The sequence below is a fragment of the Streptomyces sp. NPDC037271 genome (assembly GCF_055603605.1).
On record NZ_JBVJVN010000009.1, the window covers coordinates 226435 to 250347 of the forward strand.

At 71.8% G+C, this 23913-nt stretch carries 23 protein-coding genes; 18 read left to right on the forward strand and 5 right to left on the reverse strand.

What is annotated here, in order from left to right:
- Positions 1–210: 210 nt before the first annotated feature.
- Both allB and alc read left to right on the forward strand, forming a co-directional pair.
- Positions 211–1548, forward strand: a complete 1338-nt coding sequence (gene allB, locus ACZ7G3_RS18480; RefSeq protein ID WP_470926756.1) for an allantoinase AllB — start codon at positions 211–213, stop codon at positions 1546–1548.
- 62 nt (positions 1549–1610) lie between these two features.
- The gene (alc, locus tag ACZ7G3_RS18485) at positions 1611–2741 is read left to right on the forward strand and encodes an allantoicase (RefSeq protein WP_470926758.1); all 1131 of its coding nucleotides are present in this window, start codon (positions 1611–1613) and stop codon (positions 2739–2741) included.
- Between the two features lie 307 nt (positions 2742–3048).
- Here alc and ACZ7G3_RS18490 read toward each other — a convergent pair whose 3' ends face one another.
- On the reverse strand, positions 3049–3816 hold the full coding sequence (locus tag ACZ7G3_RS18490) for an SDR family oxidoreductase (protein ID WP_426602104.1): 768 nt from the start codon (positions 3814–3816) through the stop codon (positions 3049–3051).
- A 134-nt stretch (positions 3817–3950) separates the two neighbouring features.
- On the opposite strand from ACZ7G3_RS18490, the gene ACZ7G3_RS18495 reads away from it, so the two are divergent.
- Positions 3951–4577, forward strand: a complete 627-nt coding sequence (locus ACZ7G3_RS18495) for a dihydrofolate reductase family protein (protein WP_470926760.1) — start codon at positions 3951–3953, stop codon at positions 4575–4577.
- Between the two features lie 145 nt (positions 4578–4722).
- Positions 4723–5118: a guanyl-specific ribonuclease gene (locus ACZ7G3_RS18500; RefSeq protein WP_470926762.1), complete on the forward strand. Its 396-nt coding sequence runs from the start codon at positions 4723–4725 to the stop codon at positions 5116–5118.
- Positions 5119–5151: 33 nt separating this feature from the next.
- On the opposite strand, the gene ACZ7G3_RS18505 is transcribed toward ACZ7G3_RS18500, so the two are convergent.
- Positions 5152–5352: a hypothetical protein gene (locus tag ACZ7G3_RS18505; protein WP_426602101.1), complete on the reverse strand. Its 201-nt coding sequence runs from the start codon at positions 5350–5352 to the stop codon at positions 5152–5154.
- A gap of 180 nt (positions 5353–5532) precedes the next feature.
- On the opposite strand from ACZ7G3_RS18505, the gene ACZ7G3_RS18510 reads away from it, so the two are divergent.
- The 5 genes from ACZ7G3_RS18510 to ACZ7G3_RS18530 all read left to right on the forward strand — a co-directional run bounded on the left by ACZ7G3_RS18510 (position 5533) and on the right by ACZ7G3_RS18530 (position 11951).
- Positions 5533–6825, forward strand: coding sequence for a sensor histidine kinase (locus ACZ7G3_RS18510; RefSeq protein WP_470926764.1), 1293 nt, complete (start codon positions 5533–5535; stop codon positions 6823–6825).
- Positions 6826–6999: 174 nt separating this feature from the next.
- Positions 7000–7689, forward strand: a complete 690-nt coding sequence (locus ACZ7G3_RS18515; protein ID WP_470926766.1) for a response regulator transcription factor — start codon at positions 7000–7002, stop codon at positions 7687–7689.
- A gap of 169 nt (positions 7690–7858) precedes the next feature.
- Complete coding sequence (locus ACZ7G3_RS18520; protein WP_470926768.1) at positions 7859–10063, forward strand: MMPL family transporter; 2205 nt, start codon at positions 7859–7861, stop codon at positions 10061–10063.
- Between the two features lie 50 nt (positions 10064–10113).
- A complete protein-coding gene (locus tag ACZ7G3_RS18525) occupies positions 10114–11307 on the forward strand; it encodes a sensor histidine kinase (RefSeq protein WP_470926770.1) in 1194 nt (397 codons plus the stop codon).
- On the forward strand, positions 11304–11951 hold the full coding sequence (locus ACZ7G3_RS18530) for a response regulator (protein ID WP_470926772.1): 648 nt from the start codon (positions 11304–11306) through the stop codon (positions 11949–11951). Before ACZ7G3_RS18525 ends, ACZ7G3_RS18530 begins: the two co-directional genes overlap by 4 nt.
- Positions 11952–12087: 136 nt before the next feature.
- Here the strand turns inward: ACZ7G3_RS18530 and ACZ7G3_RS18535 are convergent, their stop codons facing one another.
- Positions 12088–13110, reverse strand: a complete 1023-nt coding sequence (locus tag ACZ7G3_RS18535; protein WP_470926774.1) for a Gfo/Idh/MocA family protein — start codon at positions 13108–13110, stop codon at positions 12088–12090.
- Positions 13111–13239: 129 nt separating this feature from the next.
- Between ACZ7G3_RS18535 and ACZ7G3_RS18540 the strand changes: the two genes are divergently transcribed.
- The 4 genes from ACZ7G3_RS18540 (at position 13240) to ACZ7G3_RS18555 (ending at position 17139) form a co-directional block, all read left to right on the forward strand.
- A complete protein-coding gene (locus ACZ7G3_RS18540) occupies positions 13240–13977 on the forward strand; it encodes a myo-inositol degradation transcriptional regulator (protein WP_470926818.1) in 738 nt (245 codons plus the stop codon).
- A 329-nt stretch (positions 13978–14306) separates the two neighbouring features.
- Positions 14307–15311, forward strand: a complete 1005-nt coding sequence (locus ACZ7G3_RS18545; protein ID WP_470926776.1) for a sugar ABC transporter substrate-binding protein — start codon at positions 14307–14309, stop codon at positions 15309–15311.
- A complete protein-coding gene (locus ACZ7G3_RS18550; RefSeq protein WP_470926778.1) occupies positions 15308–16348 on the forward strand; it encodes an ABC transporter permease in 1041 nt (346 codons plus the stop codon). Before ACZ7G3_RS18545 ends, ACZ7G3_RS18550 begins: the two co-directional genes overlap by 4 nt.
- Entirely contained in the window at positions 16345–17139 is a 795-nt protein-coding gene (locus tag ACZ7G3_RS18555) for an ATP-binding cassette domain-containing protein (protein ID WP_426602092.1), read from the forward strand. Before ACZ7G3_RS18550 ends, ACZ7G3_RS18555 begins: the two co-directional genes overlap by 4 nt.
- Positions 17140–17160: 21 nt before the next feature.
- On the opposite strand, the gene ACZ7G3_RS18560 is transcribed toward ACZ7G3_RS18555, so the two are convergent.
- Positions 17161–18099, reverse strand: coding sequence for a GlxA family transcriptional regulator (locus ACZ7G3_RS18560; RefSeq protein ID WP_470926780.1), 939 nt, complete (start codon positions 18097–18099; stop codon positions 17161–17163).
- 202 nt (positions 18100–18301) lie between these two features.
- Between ACZ7G3_RS18560 and ACZ7G3_RS18565 the strand changes: the two genes are divergently transcribed.
- A complete protein-coding gene (locus ACZ7G3_RS18565; protein WP_470926782.1) occupies positions 18302–18991 on the forward strand; it encodes a DJ-1/PfpI family protein in 690 nt (229 codons plus the stop codon).
- A gap of 313 nt (positions 18992–19304) precedes the next feature.
- The gene (locus ACZ7G3_RS18570; RefSeq protein WP_470926784.1) at positions 19305–19745 is read left to right on the forward strand and encodes a DUF6010 family protein; all 441 of its coding nucleotides are present in this window, start codon (positions 19305–19307) and stop codon (positions 19743–19745) included.
- A 211-nt stretch (positions 19746–19956) separates the two neighbouring features.
- Here ACZ7G3_RS18570 and ACZ7G3_RS18575 read toward each other — a convergent pair whose 3' ends face one another.
- Positions 19957–20805, reverse strand: coding sequence for a LysR family transcriptional regulator (locus ACZ7G3_RS18575; protein WP_470926786.1), 849 nt, complete (start codon positions 20803–20805; stop codon positions 19957–19959).
- A 147-nt stretch (positions 20806–20952) separates the two neighbouring features.
- Between ACZ7G3_RS18575 and ACZ7G3_RS18580 the strand changes: the two genes are divergently transcribed.
- The 3 genes from ACZ7G3_RS18580 to ACZ7G3_RS18590 all read left to right on the forward strand — a co-directional run bounded on the left by ACZ7G3_RS18580 (position 20953) and on the right by ACZ7G3_RS18590 (position 23864).
- Positions 20953–21690: an NADPH-dependent F420 reductase gene (locus ACZ7G3_RS18580; RefSeq protein ID WP_470926788.1), complete on the forward strand. Its 738-nt coding sequence runs from the start codon at positions 20953–20955 to the stop codon at positions 21688–21690.
- A gap of 444 nt (positions 21691–22134) precedes the next feature.
- Complete coding sequence (locus ACZ7G3_RS18585; RefSeq protein ID WP_470926790.1) at positions 22135–23283, forward strand: ROK family glucokinase; 1149 nt, start codon at positions 22135–22137, stop codon at positions 23281–23283.
- On the forward strand, positions 23280–23864 hold the full coding sequence (locus ACZ7G3_RS18590) for a sugar kinase (RefSeq protein ID WP_426602086.1): 585 nt from the start codon (positions 23280–23282) through the stop codon (positions 23862–23864). Before ACZ7G3_RS18585 ends, ACZ7G3_RS18590 begins: the two co-directional genes overlap by 4 nt.
- The last annotated feature ends 49 nt before the right edge of the window (positions 23865–23913 follow it).

Sequence of the window (23913 nt, forward strand, 5' to 3'; positions counted from 1 at the left end):
GGGAGGAAAGAAGCGTACCCGGCGGCCGGTTGACTACCGGCTTGTACATAGCTACGTTCTGCTTGCTGGAATCCTAATTCCGCTTTGTGGAAACGTCTAGAGGGTGCCGTCGGGCATGTCCGCGCAAAGGGCGCCTCTTGACGTCGTGGAACGGGGAATGAAGACTCCTTCAACAGAACGTTGAAATCGGCGGCAGAGAGAGGGGTTCGGGTGTCCGAGGCTGAACTGGTACTGCGCTCGACGCGCGTCATCACTCCCGAGGGGACACGCGCCGCGTCGATCGCGGTGACCGGGGGCAAGATCGCGGCCGTTCTGCCGTACGACGCCCCCGTACCGGCCGGCGCCCGCCTGGAGGACGTCGGAGACCACGTCGTCCTGCCCGGCCTGGTCGACACCCACGTGCACGTGAACGACCCCGGCCGCACCGAGTGGGAGGGCTTCTGGACCGCCACCCGCGCCGCGGCGGCCGGCGGCATCACCACCCTCGTCGACATGCCGCTCAACTCCATCCCGCCGACCACCACGGTCGACAACCTGCGCACCAAGCGCGAGGTCGCCGCCGACAAGGCGCACATCGACGTCGGCTTCTGGGGCGGCGCGCTGCCCGACAACGTCAAGGACCTGCGCCCGCTGCACGAGGCCGGGGTCTTCGGTTTCAAGGCGTTCCTGTCGCCGTCGGGCGTGGACGAGTTCCCGCACCTCGACCAGGAGCAGCTCGCCCGGTCGCTCGCGGAGATCGCCGCCTTCGACGGCCTGCTGATCGTGCACGCCGAGGACCCGCACCACCTGGCCGCCGCCCCGCAGCAGGGCGGCCCGAAGTACGCGCACTTCCTCGCCAGCCGCCCGCGCGACGCCGAGGACACCGCGATCGCGGGCCTCCTCGCGCAGGCCAAGCGGTTCAACGCCCGCGTGCACGTCCTGCACCTCTCCTCCAGCGACGCCCTGCCGCTGATAGCCGAGGCCCGCGCCGACGGCGTGAACGTGACGGTCGAGACCTGCCCGCACTACCTCACCCTCACCGCCGAGGAAGTGCCGGACGGCGCCAGCGAGTTCAAGTGCTGCCCGCCCATCCGGGAGGCCGCCAACCAGGACCTGCTGTGGCAGGCGCTCGTCGACGGCACCATCGACTGCGTGGTCACCGACCACTCACCGTCCACCGCCGACCTGAAGACCGACGACTTCGCCACCGCCTGGGGCGGCATCGCCGGCCTCCAGCTCAGCCTGCCGGCCATGTGGACCGCGGCCCGCGAGCGCGGCCTCGGCCTGGAGGACATCGTGCGCTGGATGTCCGCGAACACGGCCCGCCAGGTCGGCCTCGACGGGCACAAGGGCGCCATCGCGGCCGGCCACGACGCCGACTTCGCGGTCCTCGCCCCCGACGAGACGTTCACCGTCGACCCGGCCGCCCTCCAGCACCGGAACCGCGTCACCGCGTATGCGGGCAAGACCCTGTACGGCGTCGTGAAGTCCACCTGGCTGCGCGGACAGCGCGTCGTGGCGGACGGCGCGTTCACCGAGCCGAAGGGACAGCTCCTCACCCGGACCTGACGCGTCCGGACCTCCTGAATCCAGATCACCTCGAACGACCCCGAAAGGAACACCTGATCACCGTGACGGCCCAGCAGAACACCTCGTTGGCCAGCTTCACCGGAGACGCGAACCCCTACGGAGGCGGCGACCCGTACGCGGACTACCGCACCGCCGACCTCCCCTTCACCCAGTACGCCAACCTTGCCGACCGGCAGCTCGGCGCGGGTGTCGTCGCCGCCAACGACGAGTTCTTCGCCCAGCGCGAGAACCTGCTGGTGCCCGGGCCCGCCGAGTTCGACCCCGAGCACTTCGGGCACAAGGGCAAGGTCATGGACGGCTGGGAGACCCGCCGGCGCCGCGGCGTCTCGGCCGACCAGCCCTGGCCCACCGAGGACGACCACGACTGGGCGCTGATCCGCCTCGGCGCCCCCGGCGTGATCCGCGGCATCGTCGTCGACACCGCCCACTTCCGCGGCAACTACCCGCAGGCGGTCTCCGTCGAGGGCACCTCGGTCGCGGGTTCCCCGTCGCCCGAGGAACTGCTCGCCGACGACGTGAAGTGGACGACCCTCGTCCCGCGCACGGCGGTCGGCGGCCACGCGGCCAACGGCTTCGCCGTCCCGGCCGAGCAGCGCTTCACCCACCTCCGCCTCAAGCAGCACCCCGACGGGGGCATCGCCCGCCTGCGCGTGTACGGCGAGGTCGTCCCGGACCCGGCGTGGCTCGCGGCCCTCGGCACCTTCGACGTCGTCGCCCTGGAGAACGGCGGCCAGGTCGAGGACGCCTCCAACCTCTTCTACTCGCCGGCCACCAACACCATCCAGCCTGGCCGCTCCCGCAAGATGGACGACGGCTGGGAGACCCGCCGCCGCCGCGACCAGGGCCACGACTGGATCAGCTACCGCCTGGTGGACCGCGTACAGATCCGCGCGATCGAGATCGACACGGCGTACCTGAAGGGCAACTCGGCGGGCTGGGCGTCGGTGTCCGTGCGGGACGGCGAGGACGGCGAGTGGCGCGAGGTCCTCCCGCGCACCCGGATGCAGCCCGACACCAACCACCGCTTCGTCCTGCCCGAGGCGGCCGTCGGTACCCACGCGCGCGTGGACATCTTCCCCGACGGCGGCATCTCCCGCCTGCGCCTGTTCGGCTCCCTGACGGAGGACGGCACCAGCCGCCTGGCCGCCCGCCACCAGGAGCTCGGCGGCTGACCCGCCGCTCACCGACCCGCGGGGCGCACCGGCCGGACAGCACCGGTGCGCCCCGCGCGCATGCCGCCCGTCGACGCGGGACCGCCGCCTGACGAGGCCTACCCGGCCCCTTGGGCGCACCCCGGCCCCTTGGGCGTATCCCGTCCCGTCGGGCGCACCCCGCCCCGTCAGGCGCACCCGCTCCCTCGGGCGCACCCCGCCCCGTCGGGCGTACCCGCTCCCTCGGGCGCACCCCGGCCCCTCGGGCGTACCGCTCATTCGGGCGTACCCCGCCCGCTCGGGCGTACCGCTTACCCAGGCGTACCGCCTATGCCGCGTGTCCGCCGTCCACCGCGAACTCCGCGCCCGTGACGTACGAGGCGCCCGCCAGGTACGCCACCGTCGACGCGACCTCGTCCGCGGTGCCGAAGCGGCCCAGCGCGGTCATGGCCGCCTGCGCGTCCGCGTAGGGACCGCCCGCCGGGTTCATGTCGGTGTCGATCGGCCCCGGGTGGACGATGTTCGCCGTGATCCCCCGCGGACCGAGCTCCCTGGCCAGGGCCTTGGTCAGCCCGATCAGCGCCGACTTGCTCATCGCGTACAGCGTCCCTCCCGGGCCCGGCACCCGCTGCGTCATGCAGGTGCCGACGGTGATGATCCGGCCGCCCTCGGTCATGCGGGACGCGGCCGCCTGCGAGGTGAGGAAGACCCCGCGGACGTTCACGGCCAGCAGCCGGTCGACATCGGCGAGCGACAGACCGTCGAGGGGGCCGAGCAGGCCCAGGCCCACGTTGTTGACCAGCACGTCGAGGCCGCCGCCGAGCGCTCGTGCCGCACGCTCCACCGCCCCCGCCGCCTCCTCCGCGTCGGCGGAGTCCGCCCGCAGGGCCACCGCCCGGCGCCCCAGGGCCTCGACGGCCCGTACGACGTCCTCGGCCGCGTCCTTGCCGTTGACGTAGGTGAGGGCCACGTCAGCGCCCTCCCGCGCCAGTCGCAACGCGGTCGCCGCACCGATACCGCGGCTGCCGCCCGTCACCAGGGCCGTCCGGCCGGTCAGGAGGGCGGCCGAAGAGTGAGTGAGTGAGTTCGTGTTCATGGGTCCATCCCAGCGGGCCCGCCCCGCACACGCTGGCGGCGAACGGACGTCGACCTGACCGATGAGTCGCCGGCGCCGGCGGAGTCTGAACCCATGACAACACGACTCACGGCACCGGAAAGCAGGCACCCGTCATGGGCAAGCTCGTACTCACCACCTTCCTCACCCTCGACGGCGTCTACCAGGCCCCCGGCGGACCACAGGAGGACACCCGCGACGGCTTCGGCCAGGGCGGCTGGAGCGTCCCGTACGGCGACGAGGACTTCGGCCGGTTCGTCAACGAGGTGTTCGGCCGCGTCGGCGCGTTCCTCCTCGGCCGTCGCACGTACGAGATCTTCGCCTCCTACTGGCCGAAGATCACCGACCCGGCCGACCCCGTCGCGGCCAAGCTGAACAGTCTGCCGAAGTACGTCGCCTCCACCACCCTCACCGACCCGGGCTGGGCGGGCACGACCGTGCTCGGCGGCGACCTCGCCAAGGAGGTCACCGCGGTGAAGGAGCGCACCGACGGGGAGCTCCAGGTGCACGGCAGCGGAGCCCTCGCGGGGTCGCTGCTGGCGCTCGACCTCGTCGACACCGTCCACCTGCTGACCTTCCCCGTGGTGCTCGGCGCCGGGCGCCGCCTCTTCGCGGAGGGCGCCCGGCCGACGGCCTTCCGGCACACCGGCGGGCGCGTGACGGCGGCGGGCGTCTCCATCCAGTCGTACGACCTGGCAGGACGCCCCGAGTACGGGACGTACGAGCTGCCCGAGAGCGCGTGACCGCACCCGGGCCGCGGCCCCGCCGCCCGGGCGGACGGACCCCGGGCGGCGGCGGGTGAACTCGCCGAAAACACATATGACTTCCCGGGAAACTCCACGACCTTGTCATTGACATGCCACTATCTACGCGCGTCATCATGAGGTCATGCGATTCCCCCCACGCGCCGCTCGGCTCGGCGCAGCAGCCGCAGTCCTGTCCGCCCTTTTCGTGGGCGGCACCGTCTCCGCCACCGCGGCGGGTGCCGCCACCACGGCGGTCGGCGACATCTGCTACAGCGACCTGCCCTCCCAGGCGCACGACACGCTCGACCTGATCGAGCAGGGCGGTCCCTACCCGTTCGAACAGGACGGGACCGTCTTCCAGAACCGGGAGGGCATCCTGCCCAGCCGGTCCACCGGCTACTACCACGAGTACACGGTGATCACGCCCGGCTCCGACACGCGTGGCGCCCGCCGCATCGTCACCGGTGAGGAGTACCGGGAGGACTACTACACGGCCGACCACTACTCCTCGTTCGACCTCGTCGACCACGGCTGCTGAGGGCCGCGGCACCGGAGGCGGTACCCCGGCTCCTCACCCGGGTTTCCGGCTCTCGGCGGCGGCGAACAACGCGAGGGCCAGCACCACGAGGGCCACACTCGCGTAGATCTCGTAGCCGTCCAGGAAGCCGACCCGGTGCACGAGCCCCCAGTCCCAGTCGGTGAACTCGTGCACCAGGCCCGCCACGCCCTGCACCAGGGTGAAGAAGCCGATGATTCCCAGTAGTTCCTTCATGCCCCCGACTCTCGCCCCGCGGACCCCCCACGCGCATCGGCCGCGGGGCGAGCCCACGTCCGACCGAAGTCCCCGTTCCCCGTCGTTCCGCGCGCCGAAGGTATGCGGTTCCGCGACTTCGGTCGGCGATCCCGTACGCACGGCGGTCACGGCGGCCGGCGCTGCGTAGATTCGTCGACTGTGAACAATGAAGGGCCGGCGCGGATCACCCCGGCGTTCCCCGAGCGTCGCTGGCTGCTGCCCTCGGCGCTGATCGCACAGCTCGACCCGGGTCCGGACGACGAAGACCACGAACCGTCCGGACCGCGATCCCGGCGATCGCAGCGGTCCAGGCGGTCCCGGCGGACCGCGCGCGACTGGGCCGTCGACTTCAGCTGCTTCCTGATCGCCGTCGTGATCGGCATCCTCAGCGCGGACGCGCTGGAGAACGAGCCGCACCTCCCGCACTCCATGGAGGTCGCCGACCAGGTGATCGGCGCCCTCTCCTGTGCCGCCGTCTGGCTCAGGCGCCGGTGGCCGGTCGCACTCGCCGCGGCCATGGTGCCCATCGGTTTCCTGTCGGTCACGTCGAGCGGCACCGCTCTCGTCTCCCTCTTCACCGTGGCCGTGCACCGGCCCTTCCGGTACGTGGCCTGGGTGGCGGGCGCGCACATCGTCCTTCAGCCCGTCTTCTACTGGGTGCGCCCCGACCCCGAGCTGCCCTACCTGGGGGTCGTCTTCTTCGGCATCCTGCTCGCCGCCGCGGTGGCGGGCTGGGGCATGCTCGCCCGCTCCAAGCGGCAGCTCATGCTCAGCCTGCGCGACCGGGCCCGGCGCGCCGAGACGGAGGCCCGGCTCCGTGCCGAGCATGCGCAGCGGCTGGCACGGGAGGCCATCGCCCGCGAGATGCACGACGTCCTCGCGCACCGGCTGACGCTGCTGAGCGTGCACGCGGGCGCTCTGGAGTTCCGGCCGGACGCGTCCCGCGAGGACGTGGCGCGGGCGGCCGGTGTCATCCGCGAGAGCGCGCACGACGCCCTCCAGGACCTGCGGGAGATCATCGGCGTCCTGCGGGCCGCCGAGCCCGACGACGCGGGCCGTCCCCAGCCGACGCTCGCGGCGCTCGACGCCCTGGTCGCCGAGTCCCGCGAGGCCGGCATGGAGGTCGCCCTCGCGGGACGCGTCACCGACCCCGCCGCCGTGCCCGCGTCCGTCGGCCGCACCGCCTACCGCATCGCCCAGGAGGCCTTGACCAACGCGCGCAAGCACGCCCCCGGCACCGCGGTCACCGTCTCCGTCACCGGGGCCCCGGGCGACGGTCTCGCCCTGTCCGTGCGCAACTCCCCGCCCGCGGGCGAGGTGCCCGACGTGCCCGGCTCGGGTCAGGGCCTGATCGGGCTGACCGAGCGCGCCACGCTCGCGGGCGGCACCCTGGACCACGGCCCCACACCCGACGGCGGCTTCGAAGTGCGGGCCCGGCTGCCGTGGGCGTGAGCCGGGTGACCCGCGCCGGCGTCGGACGGCCCGCGTCGGGGCCCCGCGTCGGGTGACCCGCGCCGGCATCGGATGCCCCGCGTCGGATGCCCCGCGTCGGGTGGCCGCCGGCGCCGGGCCGCGGTCGCCGCAGGGACCAAGTCGGCCACCGGCAGCCGTGATTACGTAGGGGCCATGACTGCCATCAGACTGCTCCTCGTCGACGACGACCCGCTGGTACGGGCCGGGCTGTCGTTCATGCTGGGCGGCGCCGACGACGTCGAGATCGTCGGCGAGGCCGCCGACGGCGACGAGGTCGAGGCGCTCGTCGACCGCACCCGCCCGGACGTCGTCCTCATGGACATCCGGATGCCGGTGGTGGACGGCCTGACGGCCACCGAGCGGCTGCGGGGCCGCCCGGACGCCCCGCAGGTCGTCGTGCTCACCACCTTCCACGCGGACGAGCAGGTGCTGCGGGCCCTGCGCGCCGGTGCCGCGGGGTTCGTCCTCAAGGACACCCCGCCCCCCGAGATCCTCGACGCGGTGCGCAGGGTCGCGGCCGGCGACCCCGTCCTGTCGCCCGCCGTGACCCGGCGGCTGATGGAACACGCGGCAGGCTCCGCCGCCGACACCAGACGCGCACGCGCGCGTACGCGCATAGCCGCCCTCAACGACCGCGAGCGTGAAGTCGCCGTCGCCGTCGGCCGGGGCATGGCCAACGCAGCCATCGCGGCGGAACTCTTCATGAGCGTCGCCACCGTCAAGACGCACGTCTCCCGCATCCTGGCCAAGCTCGACCTCGACAACCGGGTGCAGATCGCACTGTTGGCGTACGACGCGGGACTCCTGGAGGAGTACGAGGAACAGGAGGAGGACGGGCACTAGCCGGCGGTCACCGATACGCCGCCAGCCCCTGGAGATCGGCGGCACCCCCATCGCCCGGGGCGACGCGGTGATGGCGGCCTCACCCGGGGTCCGTCCACCAGTCGGTGGACCCCAAGTTCAACCGGTCGCCGCTGTCGGGGCCACACCCCCGGCGAAGAGCATGGGCGCCATGAGGAATCTTCCTGTACGCATGGCTCGTTGGAGCGCTGCCCACCCCTGGCGGGGCATCGTCGGCTGGTTCGTGTTCGTCGTCCTGTGCCTCGGTGCCGGCCTCTGCGTCGGCACCAACGAGGCGACCACCGAGGACTTCCGCATCGGCGAGGCGGGACGCGGCGAGGCGATCGCCGCGGAGGGCGGACTGCAGCAGCGCCCCGTCGAGCACGTCCTGATCACCGCCAAGCCGGGCACCGGCAGGCTCGACGTCGCCGCCGCCGACTCGGCCGCCGCCGACGTCGCCGCCCGGATGGCCGAACTGCCCGAGGTGCTCTCCGTCGAGGATCCGGTACGCAGCGCGGGCGACACGGCGGTGCGGGTCACCGTCACCATGAAGGCCCCGGAGCGGGAGGGCAAGGAGCACGTCGACGCGCTGATCGAGCAGACCGAGGCCGTACAGGAGGCCAACCCCTCGCTGCGCGTCGAGGAGACCGGGTCGCCGTCCATCAGCAAGGGCGTCGACGAACTGCGCGGTGACGACCTCGCGCGCACCGAGATGATCGCCCTGCCGGTCACCCTCGTCACCCTGCTGCTGATCTTCAGCTCGGTGGCCATGGCCCTCGTGCCGCTGCTGCTCGCCCTGACCTCGATCGCCGCGGCCGTCGGCCTGTCGATGGTGGCCTCGCACGTCTTCCCCGACAACGGCATCGGCATCAACATCATCCTGCTCATCGGCCTCGCCGTCGGTGTCGACTACACGCTCTTCTACCTCAAGCGGGAACGTGAGGAACGGGCCCGCTCGGGCGGCACACTGAGCCCGCGGGCCGCCGTCGAACTCGCCGCCGCCACGTCCGGACGGGCCGTCGTCGTCTCCGGACTCGCCGTCGCCGTCTCCAGTGCCACCCTCTACCTCGCCGACGACGTCATCTTCTCGTCCATCGCCACCGGCGCGATCGTCGTCACCCTCGTCGCCGTCGTCAGCTCCCTGACCGCGCTGCCCGCCCTGCTCGCCGCCCTGGGCATGCGCGCCGAGCGCCGTGCCGAGCGCCGAGCGGCCCGGGGTCTCGCGCCGAAGAAGCAGAAGACGCACCGGGCCGGCCCCGGCCGCCTGACCGCCGCCGTCCTGCGCCCCGTCACCAAGCACCCCGTCGCCACGCTCACCGTCACCGTTCTCGCGCTGATCGCCCTCGCCGCCCCGGTCCTCGGCCTCAAACTCACCGACATGGGCCGCGAGACACACTCCCGCTCCATCGCCGCCATGCAGGTCTACGACCGGCTGAACGCGGCCTACCCGGAGCTGAAGTCCATGCACCAGGTCGTCGTCCGCGCCGACGCCGGCCGTTCGCCCGAAGTGACCGCCGCCCTGCGCGCACTCGCCGCCGACGTCGAGGACGACCCGCGCCTGAGCGGCACCTCCCGGCTGACCACGTCGCCCGACAAGCGGATCAGCATGCTCCAACTGCAGGTCCCGTACTACGTCAGCCGCGACGAGGCCCGGTCCTCGCTCGAGGACATCCGCGACAAGCACCTCCCGGAGACCGTCGGCCGGGTGAACGGTGCCGAGACCGCGGTGACCGGAGACGTCGCCCGCTACGCCGACTATCCGACCCACCAGGAACAGAAGCTGCCGCTCATCATCGGGGCGCTGCTCCTGGTGACCTTCGTCATGACCGTCTGGGCGTTCCGCTCCGTGGTCCTCGGCCTGGTCGGCATCGTCCTCAACCTCCTGTCCGCCGCCGCCTCGCTCGGCGTTCTCGTCATGGTCTTCCAGCACACCTGGGCCGAAGGCCTGGTCGACTTCACCTCCACCGGTTCGATCGGCGCCCGGGTCCCGCTGTTCCTCTTCGTGATCCTGTTCGGCCTGTCGATGGACTACCAGGTCTTCGTGATCAGCCGGATCCGGGAGGCCGCCCTGCGCGGAGTCCCGACCCGCAAGGCCGTGATCGAGGGCATCGGCAGCTCGGCGGGTGTGGTGACCAGCGCCGCCGTGGTCATGGTCACGGTCTTCGCCAGCTTCGCGGCCCTGCACCTGATCGAGATGAAGCAGATCGGCTTCAGCCTCGCGGTCGCCGTCCTCCTGGACGCCTTCGTCATCCGCATGCTGGTCCTGCCGTCCATGATGCTCCTGCTCGGCGAGGTCAACTGGTGGCCCTCGCGCGGAGTCCGCCGTGCTCACCGCAGCACCGAACAGGCCCCCCGCACCCTGGAATCGGTAAGCTGACCGAATCGACCGTCGGCCCCTCAACTCGCCCAGAAGCGAGGTGAATCACCGTGACCAAGTGGCAGCGGCAGCCGGGCGACCGACTCACCGTGGACCGTGTCCGCCGCTGGAACTCAGCAGGCTGGGTCCTGTTCGGCCTGCTGCCCCCGGCCGTCGCCGTACTCGACGCGTCGCCGGCCCGGAGGTACTGGCTGCTCGGCCTGCTCGCCGTGATCGCGCTGTGTCACACCGTCGTTCTCACCCGGCCGGACAACCCCGTCCTGCGTCCCCGTACCTACCTCGCCGTCCTCGGTCTCGTCCTGGGCGCGGCGTCCTGCCTCCTGGACGGCGGGGCTGCCTTCTACGTGGTGTCCCTGCCGCAGTTCTGGCTCTTCACCCGCGCCCCGCGGGACGCGATCACACTCAGCGGGACCGCCGCGGCCCTCACCGTGTTCGGCGGCACGCTCGGCCAGGGCTGGAGCCCTCAATTCCTCACGGGGAACACGGTCTTCACCGTCGTCGCCTACGCCGCAGGGGTGGGCCTGGGGCTGTGGGTGCACCGCTTCGTCGGCCAGAGCAACGAGCGCCAGGAGCGACTGACCGCCGAACTGACCGCCACCCAGGAGAAGCTGGCGGCCGCGTATCAGCAGCAGGGCGCGGCCGAAGAGCGCGAACGGCTCGCCCGGGAGATCCACGACACCCTGGCCCAGGGCTTCGCCTCCATCGTGGTGCTCGCGGAGGCCGCCCGCGCCGCCACCGTCACCGACCCCGCGCGCTGCGCCGAGCAGCTCACCTCCATCGAACAGACCGCGCGCGAGAACCTGGCCGAGGCCCGGGTACTCGTCGGCTCCGCCCCCGAAAGCGGCGTCGCACCCGGCTCGCCGGCCACCACCCTGCGCAGAACCCTGGATCGTTTCGTCCAGGACACCGGCCTCACCGTCACCGCCGAACTGCCCGACATCGACCTGGACCAGCGCACCCGCGTCGCCCTGCTGCGCTGCACCCAGGAGTCCCTCGCCAACGTGCGCAAACACTCGGGCGCTTCCACCGTCGGCGTCGTCCTCACCGAATTCCCGGGCGGTGTCGAACTGGAGATCACCGACGACGGCTGCGGCTTCGTCGTCGAGGAGTCCCGTGGCTTCGGCCTCGACGGCATGCGCCGACGACTGGCCGAACTCGACGGCGAACTCGCCGTCACCAGCTCCCTCGGGGACGGCACCCGTGTCCTCGCCAGCCTCCCCACGCACAGTCAGGACCACCCATGACCGACACCGCGTACGGCCGGATCCGGGTGGTCGTGGTCGACGACCATGCCGTGATGCGCGCCGGAGTCATCGCCCTGCTGGCCAACGAGCCGACGATAGAGATCGTCGGCGAGGCGAGCGACGGCCGCGAGGGCGTCGACCTCGTCGAGCGGCTCGCCCCCGACGTGGCCCTCCTCGATCTGCGCATGCCGGTGCTCGACGGAGTGGCCGCCACCACCGAAATCGTCACCCTGCCGGTGGTCACCCGGGTGCTGATCCTCACCACGTACGACACCGACGCCGAGATCGAACGAGCCGTGGAGGCCGGCGCCGTCGGCTACCTCCTCAAGGACACCACCCGCGAGCAGCTCGCCGACGCCATCCGCTCGGCGGCGCGCGGTGAGACGGTCCTCGCGCCCAAGGTCGCGGAGCGTCTCGTGGCCCGGATGCGCCGCCCCGAGCCGGTCGCGCTCACCGCCCGCGAGTGGGAGGTGCTGAACGCGGTCGCCGACGGCCTGTCCAACGCCGAGATCGGCCGTCGCCTGGTCATCGGCGAGGCCACGGTGAAGACGCATCTTCTGCGGGTCTTCGCGAAACTCGACGTCAGCGACCGTACGCGCGCCGTCGTCGTCGCCCTGGAACGCGGACTCCTCGCGCGCTCCTGAAGTCCGGCCCTGGCTGGACGCACTGATCTCCTGGAACCGGCCGTCCCTGTGCTTGCGCTCCGACGTGCGCGGGGACGGCCCTCCGTCCCCGCCTCTCGCAAGAGGACGTGCCCGACGTCCCTCACCCCTCGCCCGCTCACCCCGCGACGGACGCCGCGGCCCCCGGGACCTCCGCCGGCCGCACCGGTCTGCGCTCGCGCCGGGAGATCTCGCAGGCCTCGGCGATCCGCAGGGCCTGCAACGCCTCGCGCCCGTCGCACGGGTTGGCCCGCTCGCCGCGCACGACCTCGACGAACGCGGCCAGCTCCGCCTCGTAGGCGGGCCCGAACCGCTCCACGAAGCCGGTCCACGGCTTGTCCGCGGCCGGCGGCCCGGTCGGCTCCGTCGAGGCGATCGGCGTACGGTCGTCCAGGCCGACGACGATCTGGTCCAGCTCCCCGGCCAGCTCCATGCGCACGTCGTACCCCGCGCCGTTCAGCCGCGTCGCCGTCACCGTGGCCAGCGTGCCGTCGTCCAGCGTGAGGAGCGCCGCGCCGGTGTCCACGTCGTCCGCCGCGCGGAACACCGGCGGACCGGCGTCGGAGCCGGCGGCGTACACGTCGGTGATCTCCCGGCCGGACACCCAGCGCAGGATGTCGAAGTCGTGGATGAGCGTGTCCCGGTAGAGCCCGCCGGACTGCGGCAGATACGCGGCCGGCGGCGGCGCCTGGTCGCTGGTCACGGCCCGGACGGTGTGCAGCCGGCCGAGCCGCCCGGACCGTACCGCCTCGCGGGCCCCCGTGTAGCCGGCGTCGAAGCGGCGCTGGAACCCCATCTGGAGAATCGTCCCGGCGGCCTCCACCTCGGCGATCGCCTGCAGCGTGCCCGGCACGTCCAGCGCGATGGGCTTCTCGCAGAACACCGGCAGCCCCGAGCGTGCCGCCCGGCTGATCAGTTCGGCGTGGGCCGGCGTCGCCGTGGTGATGACCACGGCGTCCACGCCCCACTGGAAGATCTCGTCCACTCCTGGTGCCGCCGTCTCGCCCAGCCGGTGGGCCAGGTCCTGCGCCCGCGCGAGGTCGGCGTCCGTGAGGATCAGGGACCCGACATCGCGATGGCGGCTGAGCGTGTTGGCGTGAACGGTGCCGATGCGGCCCGTCCCGATGACCCCGATGCGCATGGAATCAAAGTGGGCTCACAGCCCACGCACTGTCAATGCGTATGTCCGGACAATCGAACTACACAACTTCCCGTCAACAGCGCACGGAGCTACGCTCGGCCCGTGCCGAAACCAGAAGTGGATCCGACCGTGTCGCTGGACCTCAGCGTGGATCGCAGCAGCCCCGTGCCGCTGTACTTCCAGCTGTCGCAGCAGCTGGAGGCGGCGATCGAGCGCGGCGCGCTGACCCCGGGCAGCCTGCTGGGCAACGAGATCGAGCTCGCCGCGCGGCTCGGTCTGTCCCGGCCCACCGTCCGCCAGGCCATCCAGTCGCTCGTCGACAAGGGCCTGCTCGTGCGCCGCCGGGGCGTCGGCACCCAGGTCGTGCACAGCAAGGTCAGGCGCCCGCTCGAGCTCAGCAGTCTCTACGACGACCTGGAGGCGGCGGGGCAGCGTCCGGCCACGAAGGTCCTGGTCAACACCGTCGTCCCCGCGACCGCCGAGGTCGCCGCCGCGCTCGGCGTCGCGGAGGGGAGCGACGTGCACCGGGTGGAGCGGCTGCGGCTGACGCACGGGGAGCCGATGGCGTACCTGTGCAACTACCTGCCGCCCGGTCTCTTCGACCTGGACACCGGGCAGCTGGAGGCCACCGGCCTGTACCGGCTGATGCGCGCCGCCGGGATCACCCTGCACAGCGCCCGCCAGTCCATCGGCGCCCGGGCCGCCACCGCCGGCGAGGCCGAGCGGCTCGGCGAGGACGAGGGCGCCCCCCTGCTCACCATGGAACGCACGACGTTCGACGACACGGGACGCGCGGTCGAGTTCGGCACGCACACCTACCGGCCGTCCCGCTACTCCTTCGAGTTCCAGCTCCTCGTACGGTCCTGACCCGGGCCGGCCGGCGGCGTGGAGCAGCCGCGCGGTGCGCCGCCCGGCACGTAGCGCCGCTCGTCTGCTGTATGCCGCGCCGTCCGCACGCCGCGCTGTTCCTCCGTACGCCACACTGTCCGTCCGTCCGTCCGCACGCCGCGCCGTCCGTCTGCCGCTCGTCGTGCGAGTTCGTCGCCATGTCCGGACAATGTGACCGACGCCTGCTCCCCGGCTCCGAGTGATCGTTTCCCATGTCGGACAATGGGGCGTTTGGGGTTTCGAGAACCCGGCCGGGTTCCGCGGACTCCGGCACGCACAGCACGGCACAGCAAGAAGGGCACGGCCTCGTGGCACGGTTTCGGACCTGGGTAGGCATAGCGCTGGCAGGGGCACTGTCGGTGTCCCTGGCCGGCTGCAGCAGTACGGGCGGCAAGCGCGCCGAGGACGCCCGCAAGGCCGCGTCGGCCCAGGGGAAGGCGGCGGTGAACACGCCCCGCTGGACCTTCGCGATGATCACTCACTCGGGTGACGGCGACTCGTTCTGGGACATCGTCCAGAGCGGCGCCGAGCAGGCCGCGGTGAAGGACAACATCAACTTCCTGTACTCCCAGGACGACGAGGCCCAGCAGCAGGCGGAGCTGGTGAACACGGCCATCGACAAGAAGGTCGACGGGATCATCGTCACCCTCGCCAAGCCCGCCGCCATGAAGTCCGCCCTGGCCCGTGCGCAGAAGGCGGGCATCCCCGTGATCACCGTGAACTCCGGCTCGCAGGAGTCCAAGGAGTTCGGCGCCCTCACCCACGTCGGCCAGGACGAGACCATCGCCGGTGAGGCGGTCGGCGAGGAGCTCAACGAGCGCGGGCGCGAGCAGGCGGTCTGCGTGCTGCACGAGCAGGGCAACGTCGGTCACGAGCAGCGCTGCGACGGCGTGGAGAAGACCTTCGACGGCACGGTCGAGCGGCTCTACGTCAACGGCACCAGCATGCCGGACGTGCAGTCCGCCATCGAGGCCAAGCTCCAGACCGACAAGGCCGTCGACGCCGTGGTCACCCTCGGCGCCCCCTACGCCGACACCGCCGTGAAGGCCAAGCAGGGCGCGGGCAGCAAGGCCGAGATCGACACCTTCGACCTCAACGCCAAGGTGGCCGCCGGCCTGGAGGACGGCACCCTCGGCTTCGCCGTCGACCAGCAGCCCTACCTCCAGGGCTACGAGGCGGTCGACCTGCTGTGGCTGTACAAGTACAACGCCGACGTCCTCGGCGGCGGCAGGCCGGTGCTCACCGGACCGCAGATCGTCACCAAGGACGACGCCGCCGAACTGGCCGGCTACACGAAGCGGGGCACCCGATGAGCGCTGCCGCGGAAGCCCGGTCTGACGAAAGGATTCTGCAGTCTTCCCCGCTGCGGAAACTGCTGGGCCGCCCGGAACTCGGCTCCGTCGTCGGCGCGATCGCCGTCTTCGCCTTCTTCGCGTTCTTCGCCGACAGCTTCCTGCGCGCCTCCAGCCTCAGCACGGTCCTCTACGCCGCCTCCACGATCGGCATCATGGCCGTCCCGGTGGCGCTGCTGATGATCGGCGGCGAGTTCGACCTGTCCGCGGGCGTCATGGTCACGTCGTCGGCCCTGGTGTCGTCGATGTTCAGCTACCAGATGACCGCCAACGTCTGGGTAGGCGTCGGCGTGTCCCTGCTGGTCACCCTGGCGATCGGCGTCTTCAACGGCTTCATGCTCACCCGCACCAGGCTGCCCAGCTTCATCATCACGCTGGGCACCTTCCTCATGCTGACCGGCCTGAACCTGGGCTTCACCAAGCTGATCGACGGCACCGTCTCCACCAAGACGATCGCCGACATGGAGGGCTTCGGCTCCGCCCGCGAGGTCTTCGCCTCCACGATCACCGTCGGCGGCGTCGGCTTCAAGGTCACCATCCTGTGGTGGCTCGCCCTGGTCGCCGTCGCCAGCTGGATCCTGCTGCGCACCCGCGCCGGCAACTGGGTCTTCGCGGTCGGCGGCAACAAGGACGCCGCCCGCGCGGTCGGCGTCCCGGTCACCAGGACCCGGATCGGCCTCTACATGGGCGTGGCGTTCGGCGCCTGGGTCTCGGGCCAGCACCTGCTCTTCTCCTACGACGTCGTCCAGTCCGGCGAGGGCGTCGGCAACGAGCTGATCTACATCATCGCGGCCGTCATCGGCGGCTGTCTGATCACCGGCGGCTACGGCAGCGCCGTCGGCTCGGCGGTCGGCGCCCTCATCTTCGGCATGACCAGCAAGGGCATCGTCTTCGCCGAGTGGAACCCCGACTGGTTCAAGTTCTTCCTCGGAGCGATGCTGCTCCTGGCGACCCTGCTCAACGCCTGGGTCCGCAAGCGCGCGGAGGCCACCAAGTGACCGGGACCCGAGCACGTACGGCGCTCGTCGAGCTGTCCGGCGTCAGCAAGAACTACGGCAACGTCCGCGCCCTCGAAGGCGTGTCCCTGGAGGTCCACGCGGGCGAGATCACCTGCGTGCTGGGTGACAACGGCGCCGGCAAGTCGACCCTCATCAAGATCATCTCCGGCCTGCACCAGCACGACGGCGGCACCCTGAGCCTCGACGGCGAGGAGACCCGCCTCTCCTCCCCGCGCGAGGCCCTGGACCGCGGCATCGCCACCGTCTACCAGGACCTGGCCGTCGTCCCCCTCATGCCGGTCTGGCGCAACTTCTTCCTCGGCTCCGAGCCGCGCAAGGGCGTCGCCCCGTTCAAGCGCATGGACGTCGACCACATGCGCCGCACCACCCGGGAGGAACTCCTCCGCATGGGCATCGACCTGCGCGACGTCGACCAGCCCATCGGCACCCTCTCCGGCGGTGAGCGCCAGTGCGTTGCGATCGCCCGCGCGGTGCACTTCGGCGCGAAGGTCCTGGTACTGGACGAGCCGACCGCGGCGCTGGGCGTGAAGCAGTCCGGCGTGGTCCTGAAGTACGTGGCGGCGGCACGGGACCAGGGCCTGGGCGTCGTTCTGATCACCCACAACCCGCACCACGCGTATCTGGTGGGCGACCGCTTCGTACTCCTGAAGCGCGGCACCATGGTGGGCAACGACGAACGGCACGACATCACACTGGACGAGCTGACGAGGCAGATGGCCGGCGGGAACGAGCTGGAAGACCTCCGCCACGAGCTGCGGCGCCCCTCTTGAGACGACGTCTCATGTGGCTGTTCAACTGAAGGTGCGCCGGTAGGTCTGCGGGCTGACGCCGGTGGTGCGTTTGAAGCGGTCACGGAAGGTGGTGGGTGAGCCGAAGCCGACCTGGCCGCCGATGCGCTCCACGGAGTGCTCCGTGGTTTCCAGCAAGTGCTGTGCCTGGCGGATGCGGGCTCGGTGGAGCCACTGGAGCGGCGTGGTGCCGGTCTGGTCGCGGAAGCGCCGGATCAGGGTTCGGGTGCTGGTTCCGGCCCGCTCGGCGATGTCGGCGAGGGTGAGGTCGCGGGCCAGGTTCTCCCGTAGCCAGGTGAGCAGCGTCTCGAGTTCGGAGCCCTGCGGTGTGGGTGCGTGGTCGTAGACGATGAACTGCGCCTGTCCGCCCTCTCGTTCGAGAGGCATCACTGACAGGCGGGCGGCGTCGGCGGCGACGGCCGAGCCGTAGTCACGACGGATCATGTGCAGACACAGGTCCATGCCCGCAGCGGCGCCGGCCGAGGTGAGCAACTGGCCGTTGTCGACGTAGAGGACGTCCGGGTCGACGTCGAGGTCCGGGTGGGCGGCAGCCAGCAGACCGGCCGCGCGCCAGTGGGTCGTGACGCGCAGTCCGTCGAGGAGCCCGGTGTCAGCCAGGGGGAAGGTGCCCACGCAGATGGAAGCGATCCGGGTGCCGTCGGCAGCGGCCGACCGCAGCGCGTCGTGCACGGCGGGAGGGAGTGGGGCGGCGAGATCGGCGACGCCCGGCACGATGATCGTGTCCGCGCCCTGAAGGCCCTCCAGGCCCCAGGGGGCACGCAGGGTGAAGGCTCCGGCGTCGACCTCGTCGCGCTCGGCGCACACCCGTACCTGGTAGCCGGGGCGCCCGTCGGGCAGGCGGGTCCGGGAGAAGACCTCGACGGGGGTGGACAGGTCGAACGGGATCACCTGATCCAACGCGAGCACGGCAACCGTATGCATGGCCAGAACCTACCTCCCCACCAGCCTTGCAGACCCGGGCCGCCCTTCCGGAAGGCCCACGTCATCGCAGTACACCCCCTTCAGGACAGGGTTGGCACTATCCCGTTGCAACATGTCACCAGTGCCACTGGGCGAGCACCCGGGAAGCCGGTTGACTTCGGAGCGTCCCGATGGAAATCGACGCCGAAGGAACCCCACACCCATGCACACCCAGGTCGTCCTGTTCGATGGCTTCGACCCGCTCGACGCCATTGCCCCCTACGAGGTCCTGTACGCCGGTGGCTCGGCGGCGAACGGCGCGGTGACCGTCGAGCTGGTCACCGCAGAGGGTCCTCGTGAGGTCGTCAGCGGCATCGGAGGACTGACGCTGCGCGCCGTCGGCGCCCTCGACCTGGAGCGCGCCGACGTGCTTCCGGTACCCGGCGCCTCCGGCCGCATGGGCGGACCCGGCCAGTCCCCGGAAGAAGAGGTGGGCGTCGGCGAGCGGAAGCAGGACGAGTTCATCCCGGTGCTGCTGGGCCGCACGCTGACCACCGAACTCCCTGCGCTCCTCAAGCAGGCAATGGACGACCCGGACATCACCGTCGCCACCGTCTGCGGCGGCTCGCTCGTCCTGGCCATGGCCGGCCTGCTGGAGGGACGCCACGCCACCACGCACCACATGGGCCTGGCCATGCTGGACGCCACCGGCGCCCACGCGGTCCGCGCCCGCATCGTCGACGACGGCGACCTGATCACCGGCGCCGGCGTGACCTCCGGTATCGATCTAGGTCTGTACCTACTGGAGCGCGAGGTGGGCCCCCGCGTCGCGCACGCCGTCGAAGAACTCTTCTCCCACGAGCGGCGCGGCACCGTCTGGCGCGCGCGGGGTCCAACGCCCACCACTCTCTGAACGCCCGGCCCTTCGCAGACCAGTCGGCCGTCGTCCCCTGCACAGCAGGGAGAACATCAGCATGTGCGTCGAAGGCGCGGTCGCCGTCGGCCCGATCACCGTCCCGGCGAGCATGTTTCCCCCGACGCCGCGCCGCGTCTTCGCCGGCGCCCGACTGATCGCCTCGATCCCGTTGACCGCGACGGCCGCCGGCGTACTGACACTCCTGATCCCGCCCTCTCGGAACTCTGCTCCAGCCGAGACGTCGGTGCTCGCGCTACGACAGCGCGACGCGGCGATTCGGCCCGCCCCAGGAAGAAGAAGTCATCCCCTCATGAACCTCGTGTCACCAGTGATCGTCGGCATCGTCTACTGCCTGCTGATGTCCCTGATCAAAGAACCGCACCGACGCCACTTCAACGCGATCATGGTGGGCGGAGCCGGCGCCGCCTATCTGAGCGGGGGCGGATTCGGCCCGTGGGAGCTCCCATTCGTCGCACTCACGGCCTACGTCGCCTACCGCGGCCTGGACTCCTGGGCCTTCATCGGCGTCGGCTGGCTGCTCCACACGGCCTGGGACATGGCCCACCACCTCAAGGGCAATCCGATCCTGCCCTTCCACCACGACGCGTCTCTGGCATGTGCCATCTGTGATCCGGTCATCGCCCTGTGGTGCTTCCGCGGAGGACCTCCCCTGATCGCGCTCGTCCGCCGCCGGTTCCAGCCCGGCCGGACAGCAGACCACGCGCACGATCACGTCTCCGCCCCCTCCTGACCGGACCGCACCGGCACCCAACGGTCACCGGACCGCACCGGCACCCAACGGTCAGTCTGGGAGCCGGAAGACCGCCCCCGCCTCGCAAAGCCGGCCGGCTCGAACCGGGACATCGTTCGGGGCCGGCTCGAGGACAGGCTCAGCGTGCCGCCGCTGGTCCGGGGCGGGAGCGGCGCTTCCCCGGAAGGACCTTCCCGCCCGAGGCGGACGTTCAATCCGCGAACGCGGCCACGTACGACGCCACGCACGGCTTCGGGGTGGCCAGTGAGGTGACGACGTTGCCGTCGACGGTCACCGGCGGGTCGAGCGGCAGCCGGAGCAGCCGCTCGGAGCGGGACCCGTCGAACTGCTCGGCCGTCACCAGCGTCCAGCCCTCGGTGTCCCGGCCCACCTCGAACAGCACGTTGAGCATGTCCCCGGCAGGCGGCCGCAGCGGGGCGACGGGCAGGGCGGCGAGGATCGCGTCGTGCATCGGCGGGTCACTGTCGCGGCTGGGAAGCCGCAGACCGTGCGGATCGAGGTCGTGCAGGCTGACCGCCGGCTCGCGGGCGGCGGGGTGTTCGCGCGCGAGCACCGCGTGCAGCGGCTCGGACCAGGCGCGCACCACCGTCACCGCGGTGGAGGTGAGCGCGCCCCGCACCAGCGCCAGGTCCAGCTCGCCGTCGCGGACGGCGTCGAGTCGCGCGGCCACCGGCAGGTCGACCAGTCTCGGCTCGGCGGGGCGTTCGCCGCCGCTCAGGCGGCCCACCGCCCGGTCGAGCCGTCGGGTGACGCAGGACGCGGCCCCGATCCGCAGGACGGCTGCCGGCTCCCCGGCGACCACCCGCACCCGGGCCGCCGCAACGAGGGTCCTACGGGCCGCGGCGAGCACTCGTTCGCCGGCCGGGGTGAGCCGTACCCGGCGTGAGGTGCGGTCGAGCAGGCGCACGCCGAGTTCGCGTTCGAGCCGGGCGATCTGCTGGCTCACCGCCGGCTGCACGATGCCCAGCCGTTGCGCCGCGCGCCCGAAGTGCAGCTCCTCGGCGACCGTCACGAAGTACTGCAACGCTCTCAGTTCCATCCGCCTGATCTATCACGCGATGTGATCGCTGCCGAGCGTTTCTGGTCATTGTTCGCGCAGGTCGCTCCGGCTGTGATGGGTACGAGCCCGCCAGAGCGGTCCTACCCGCTGGATGCCGCGACGCGGGGAACGCGAACGGAGAACAAAGTGAGCACGACAACCCTCGGCGTCATCGGCACCGGCATGGTCGGCCTCGGGGCCGCCCGCCGCGCCGTCGACGCCGGCCTGCACGTCGTCCTGAGCAACTCACGCGGCCCCGAGACGCTGGCCGACCTCGTCGCGGAGCTCGGCGAGCGGGCCCGCGCGGCCACCCCGCCCGAAGCGGCGAGCGCCGGCAGTCTGGTCATCGCCTCCGTGCCACTGGCCGCCCACGAGCAGCTGCCCCGGGCGGAGCTCGCCGGCAAGACCGTGATCGACCCGATGAACTACGCGCCGCATTCCCGCTTCACGGTGCCGGAACTCGACAGCAACGAGCTGACCTCCAGCGAACTGGTGCAGCGCCACCTCGCAGGCGCCCGGGTGGTGAAGGCATTGCACAACATCGGCCCCAAGCAGTTGACGGAACTGTTCCGCCCGGCCGGAGCCCCCGACCGCACCGCACTGCCGCTCTCCGGCGACGACCCGGACGCCAAGAAGGAGGTGGCCGACCTGCTGGACGTCCTCGGCTTCGACGCGGTGGACCTCGGCACGCTGGCCGAAAGCTGGCGCAGCGAACCCAACACCCCGCTGTACGCCGTCCCGTACGTGGGGCAGCCGCCGTCCGGCCTCACGCCCAGGGAGTTCGTGGCCTGGGTCCAGCAGGCGCCCGGGGTGCCCGTACCCGTCGCCCGGGTCGGCGAACTCGCCGCCGCCGCGTTGCGAGGGCCCGCGGGGTTCCGGATGTGATCCGGTGCAACAGCGGGTGATCCGCCCCGACGGTACGGCCGGGCGTCCGCTCACCCTCACCGCGACGGTCATGTGACCGAGCGGGAGTGCCGAGCCGCCGCCCGGGCGGAGAACCGCCGGGAGCACCGGGTCGGGAAGTGGGGGCGAGAACGTTCTCGGCGCCGGCCCGTGGAAGTACCGCCCCCACCCCCGCAACCGTCCGTCGTGCCCGCCGGTCTGCCCCACCGGTGTGTCGTGGCGGCGGACGGATCACGGGGTGTGGGGCCGTGCCGCGTCCCGGGACACGCTTCGCACCGCGTGATCGCCGATGCCAAGGAACCAGCTCAGGGGCCGCGGGGGACCCGTGCGACCGGCCACGATCGAGCCGCGGACGGCGTACGTCGGCCCCGCCCCGCCCCTGTCCCGTTCGGCACCCGGTGGGGGCGTGCGGCACAATCGCACCCGATGAGCACCTACCGCGACCTCACCGCCCCCATCGGCTCCCGCCGCGCCCCGGTCCTGCGCACCGTGGGCACGAGGGAACGCCGCTCGCACCTCACGGCGCCCCGCGTGCCGACGGTCGGCATCGACATCGGCGGCACGAAAGTCATGGCGGGCGCCGTCGACGCCGACGGCAACATCCTGGAGAAGCTCCGCACGGAGACCCCGGACAAGTCCAAGAGCCCGAAGGTCGTCGAGGACACCATCGTCGAACTGGTCCTGGACCTCTCCGACCGGCACGACGTGCACGCCGTCGGCATCGGCGCGGCCGGCTGGGTCGACGCCGACCGCAACCGCGTGCTGTTCGCCCCCCACCTGTCCTGGCGCAACGAGCCGCTGCGCGACCGCATCGCCGGCCGCCTCGCCGTCCCCGTCCTGGTGGACAACGACGCCAACACCGCCGCCTGGGCCGAATGGCGCTTCGGCGCCGGGCGCGGCGAGGACCACCTCGTCATGATCACGCTCGGCACCGGCATCGGCGGCGCGATCCTGGAGGACGGCCAGGTCAAGCGCGGAAAGTACGGGGTCGCCGGTGAGTTCGGCCACATGCAGGTCGTGCCCGGCGGCCACCGCTGCCCGTGCGGCAACCGCGGCTGCTGGGAGCAGTACAGCTCCGGCAACGCCCTGGTCAGGGAGGCCCGCGAGCTGGCCGCCGCCGACTCGCCGGTGGCCTACGGGATCATCGAGCACGTCAAGGGCAGCATCGGCGACATCACCGGCCCGATGATCACCGAGCTGGCCCGCGACGGCGACGCCATGTGCGTCGAGCTGCTCCAGGACATCGGCCAGTGGCTCGGCGTCGGCATCGCCAACCTCGCCGCGGCCCTCGACCCGTCCTGCTTCGTCATCGGCGGCGGGGTCAGCGCCGCCGACGACCTGCTGATCGGCCCCGCGCGCGACGCCTTCAAACGCCAGCTCACCGGCCGCGGCTACCGCCCCGAGGCGCGCATCGTCCGCGCCCAGCTCGGCCCCGAGGCCGGCATGGTGGGCGCCGCCGACCTGTCCCGGCTGGTCGCCCGCCGGTTCCGCCGCGCCAAGCGGCGCCGGGTGGAGCGGTACGAGCGCTACGAGCGGTACGCGGAGGCCCGCCGCGCGTCCGGGGAGTCGCTGTGACGGATCCCCTGCCGCACCAGGCCGGGGCCCCGGACACGCCCCGGCCGCCGGCGGAGGGCCGCCGGCACATGATCCGCCGCCGGTCGCTCACCCTGCTCATCATCGTGCTGCTCATCGGCATCCCGGCCGGCTACCTCGTGATCTCCGCCAACCAGAGCCGCGACAGCGGCCGGGAGAAGGAGGCGAAGTACGCGGCGACCGGCATGACCGAGGGCTGGCCTTCCAAACTGCAGCGCCGCATCTACGAGGTGCCCGTCCCGGTCCCGTCCGAAGAGGTCGCGTACTACGAGACGAACAACTGGAAGACCAGCCGCCTCTACGTCCAGTTCGAGACCACCGGCGCCGGACTGGACGCCTTCCTGGCGGGACTGGGCGTCGACCGGGACTCACTGGAGCGGGACAAGATCGCCATCAGCGACCGTGCCCAGCGCGTCACCGGCTGGGAGTTCGGCGGGTCCGGCTCCTCCTGGTGGGGCCTCGTCAACGAGCAGCGGAACCCGGCGCCCACCCAGGACGTCGTCGTGAACATGGACAACCCGGACTACCCGATGGTCTACGTCGTCTCGCGCACGGTTCCCTGACCGCGTACGCGCGACGGCCGGGCCCGGAGGCCGCCGGGGCCGATTGTCA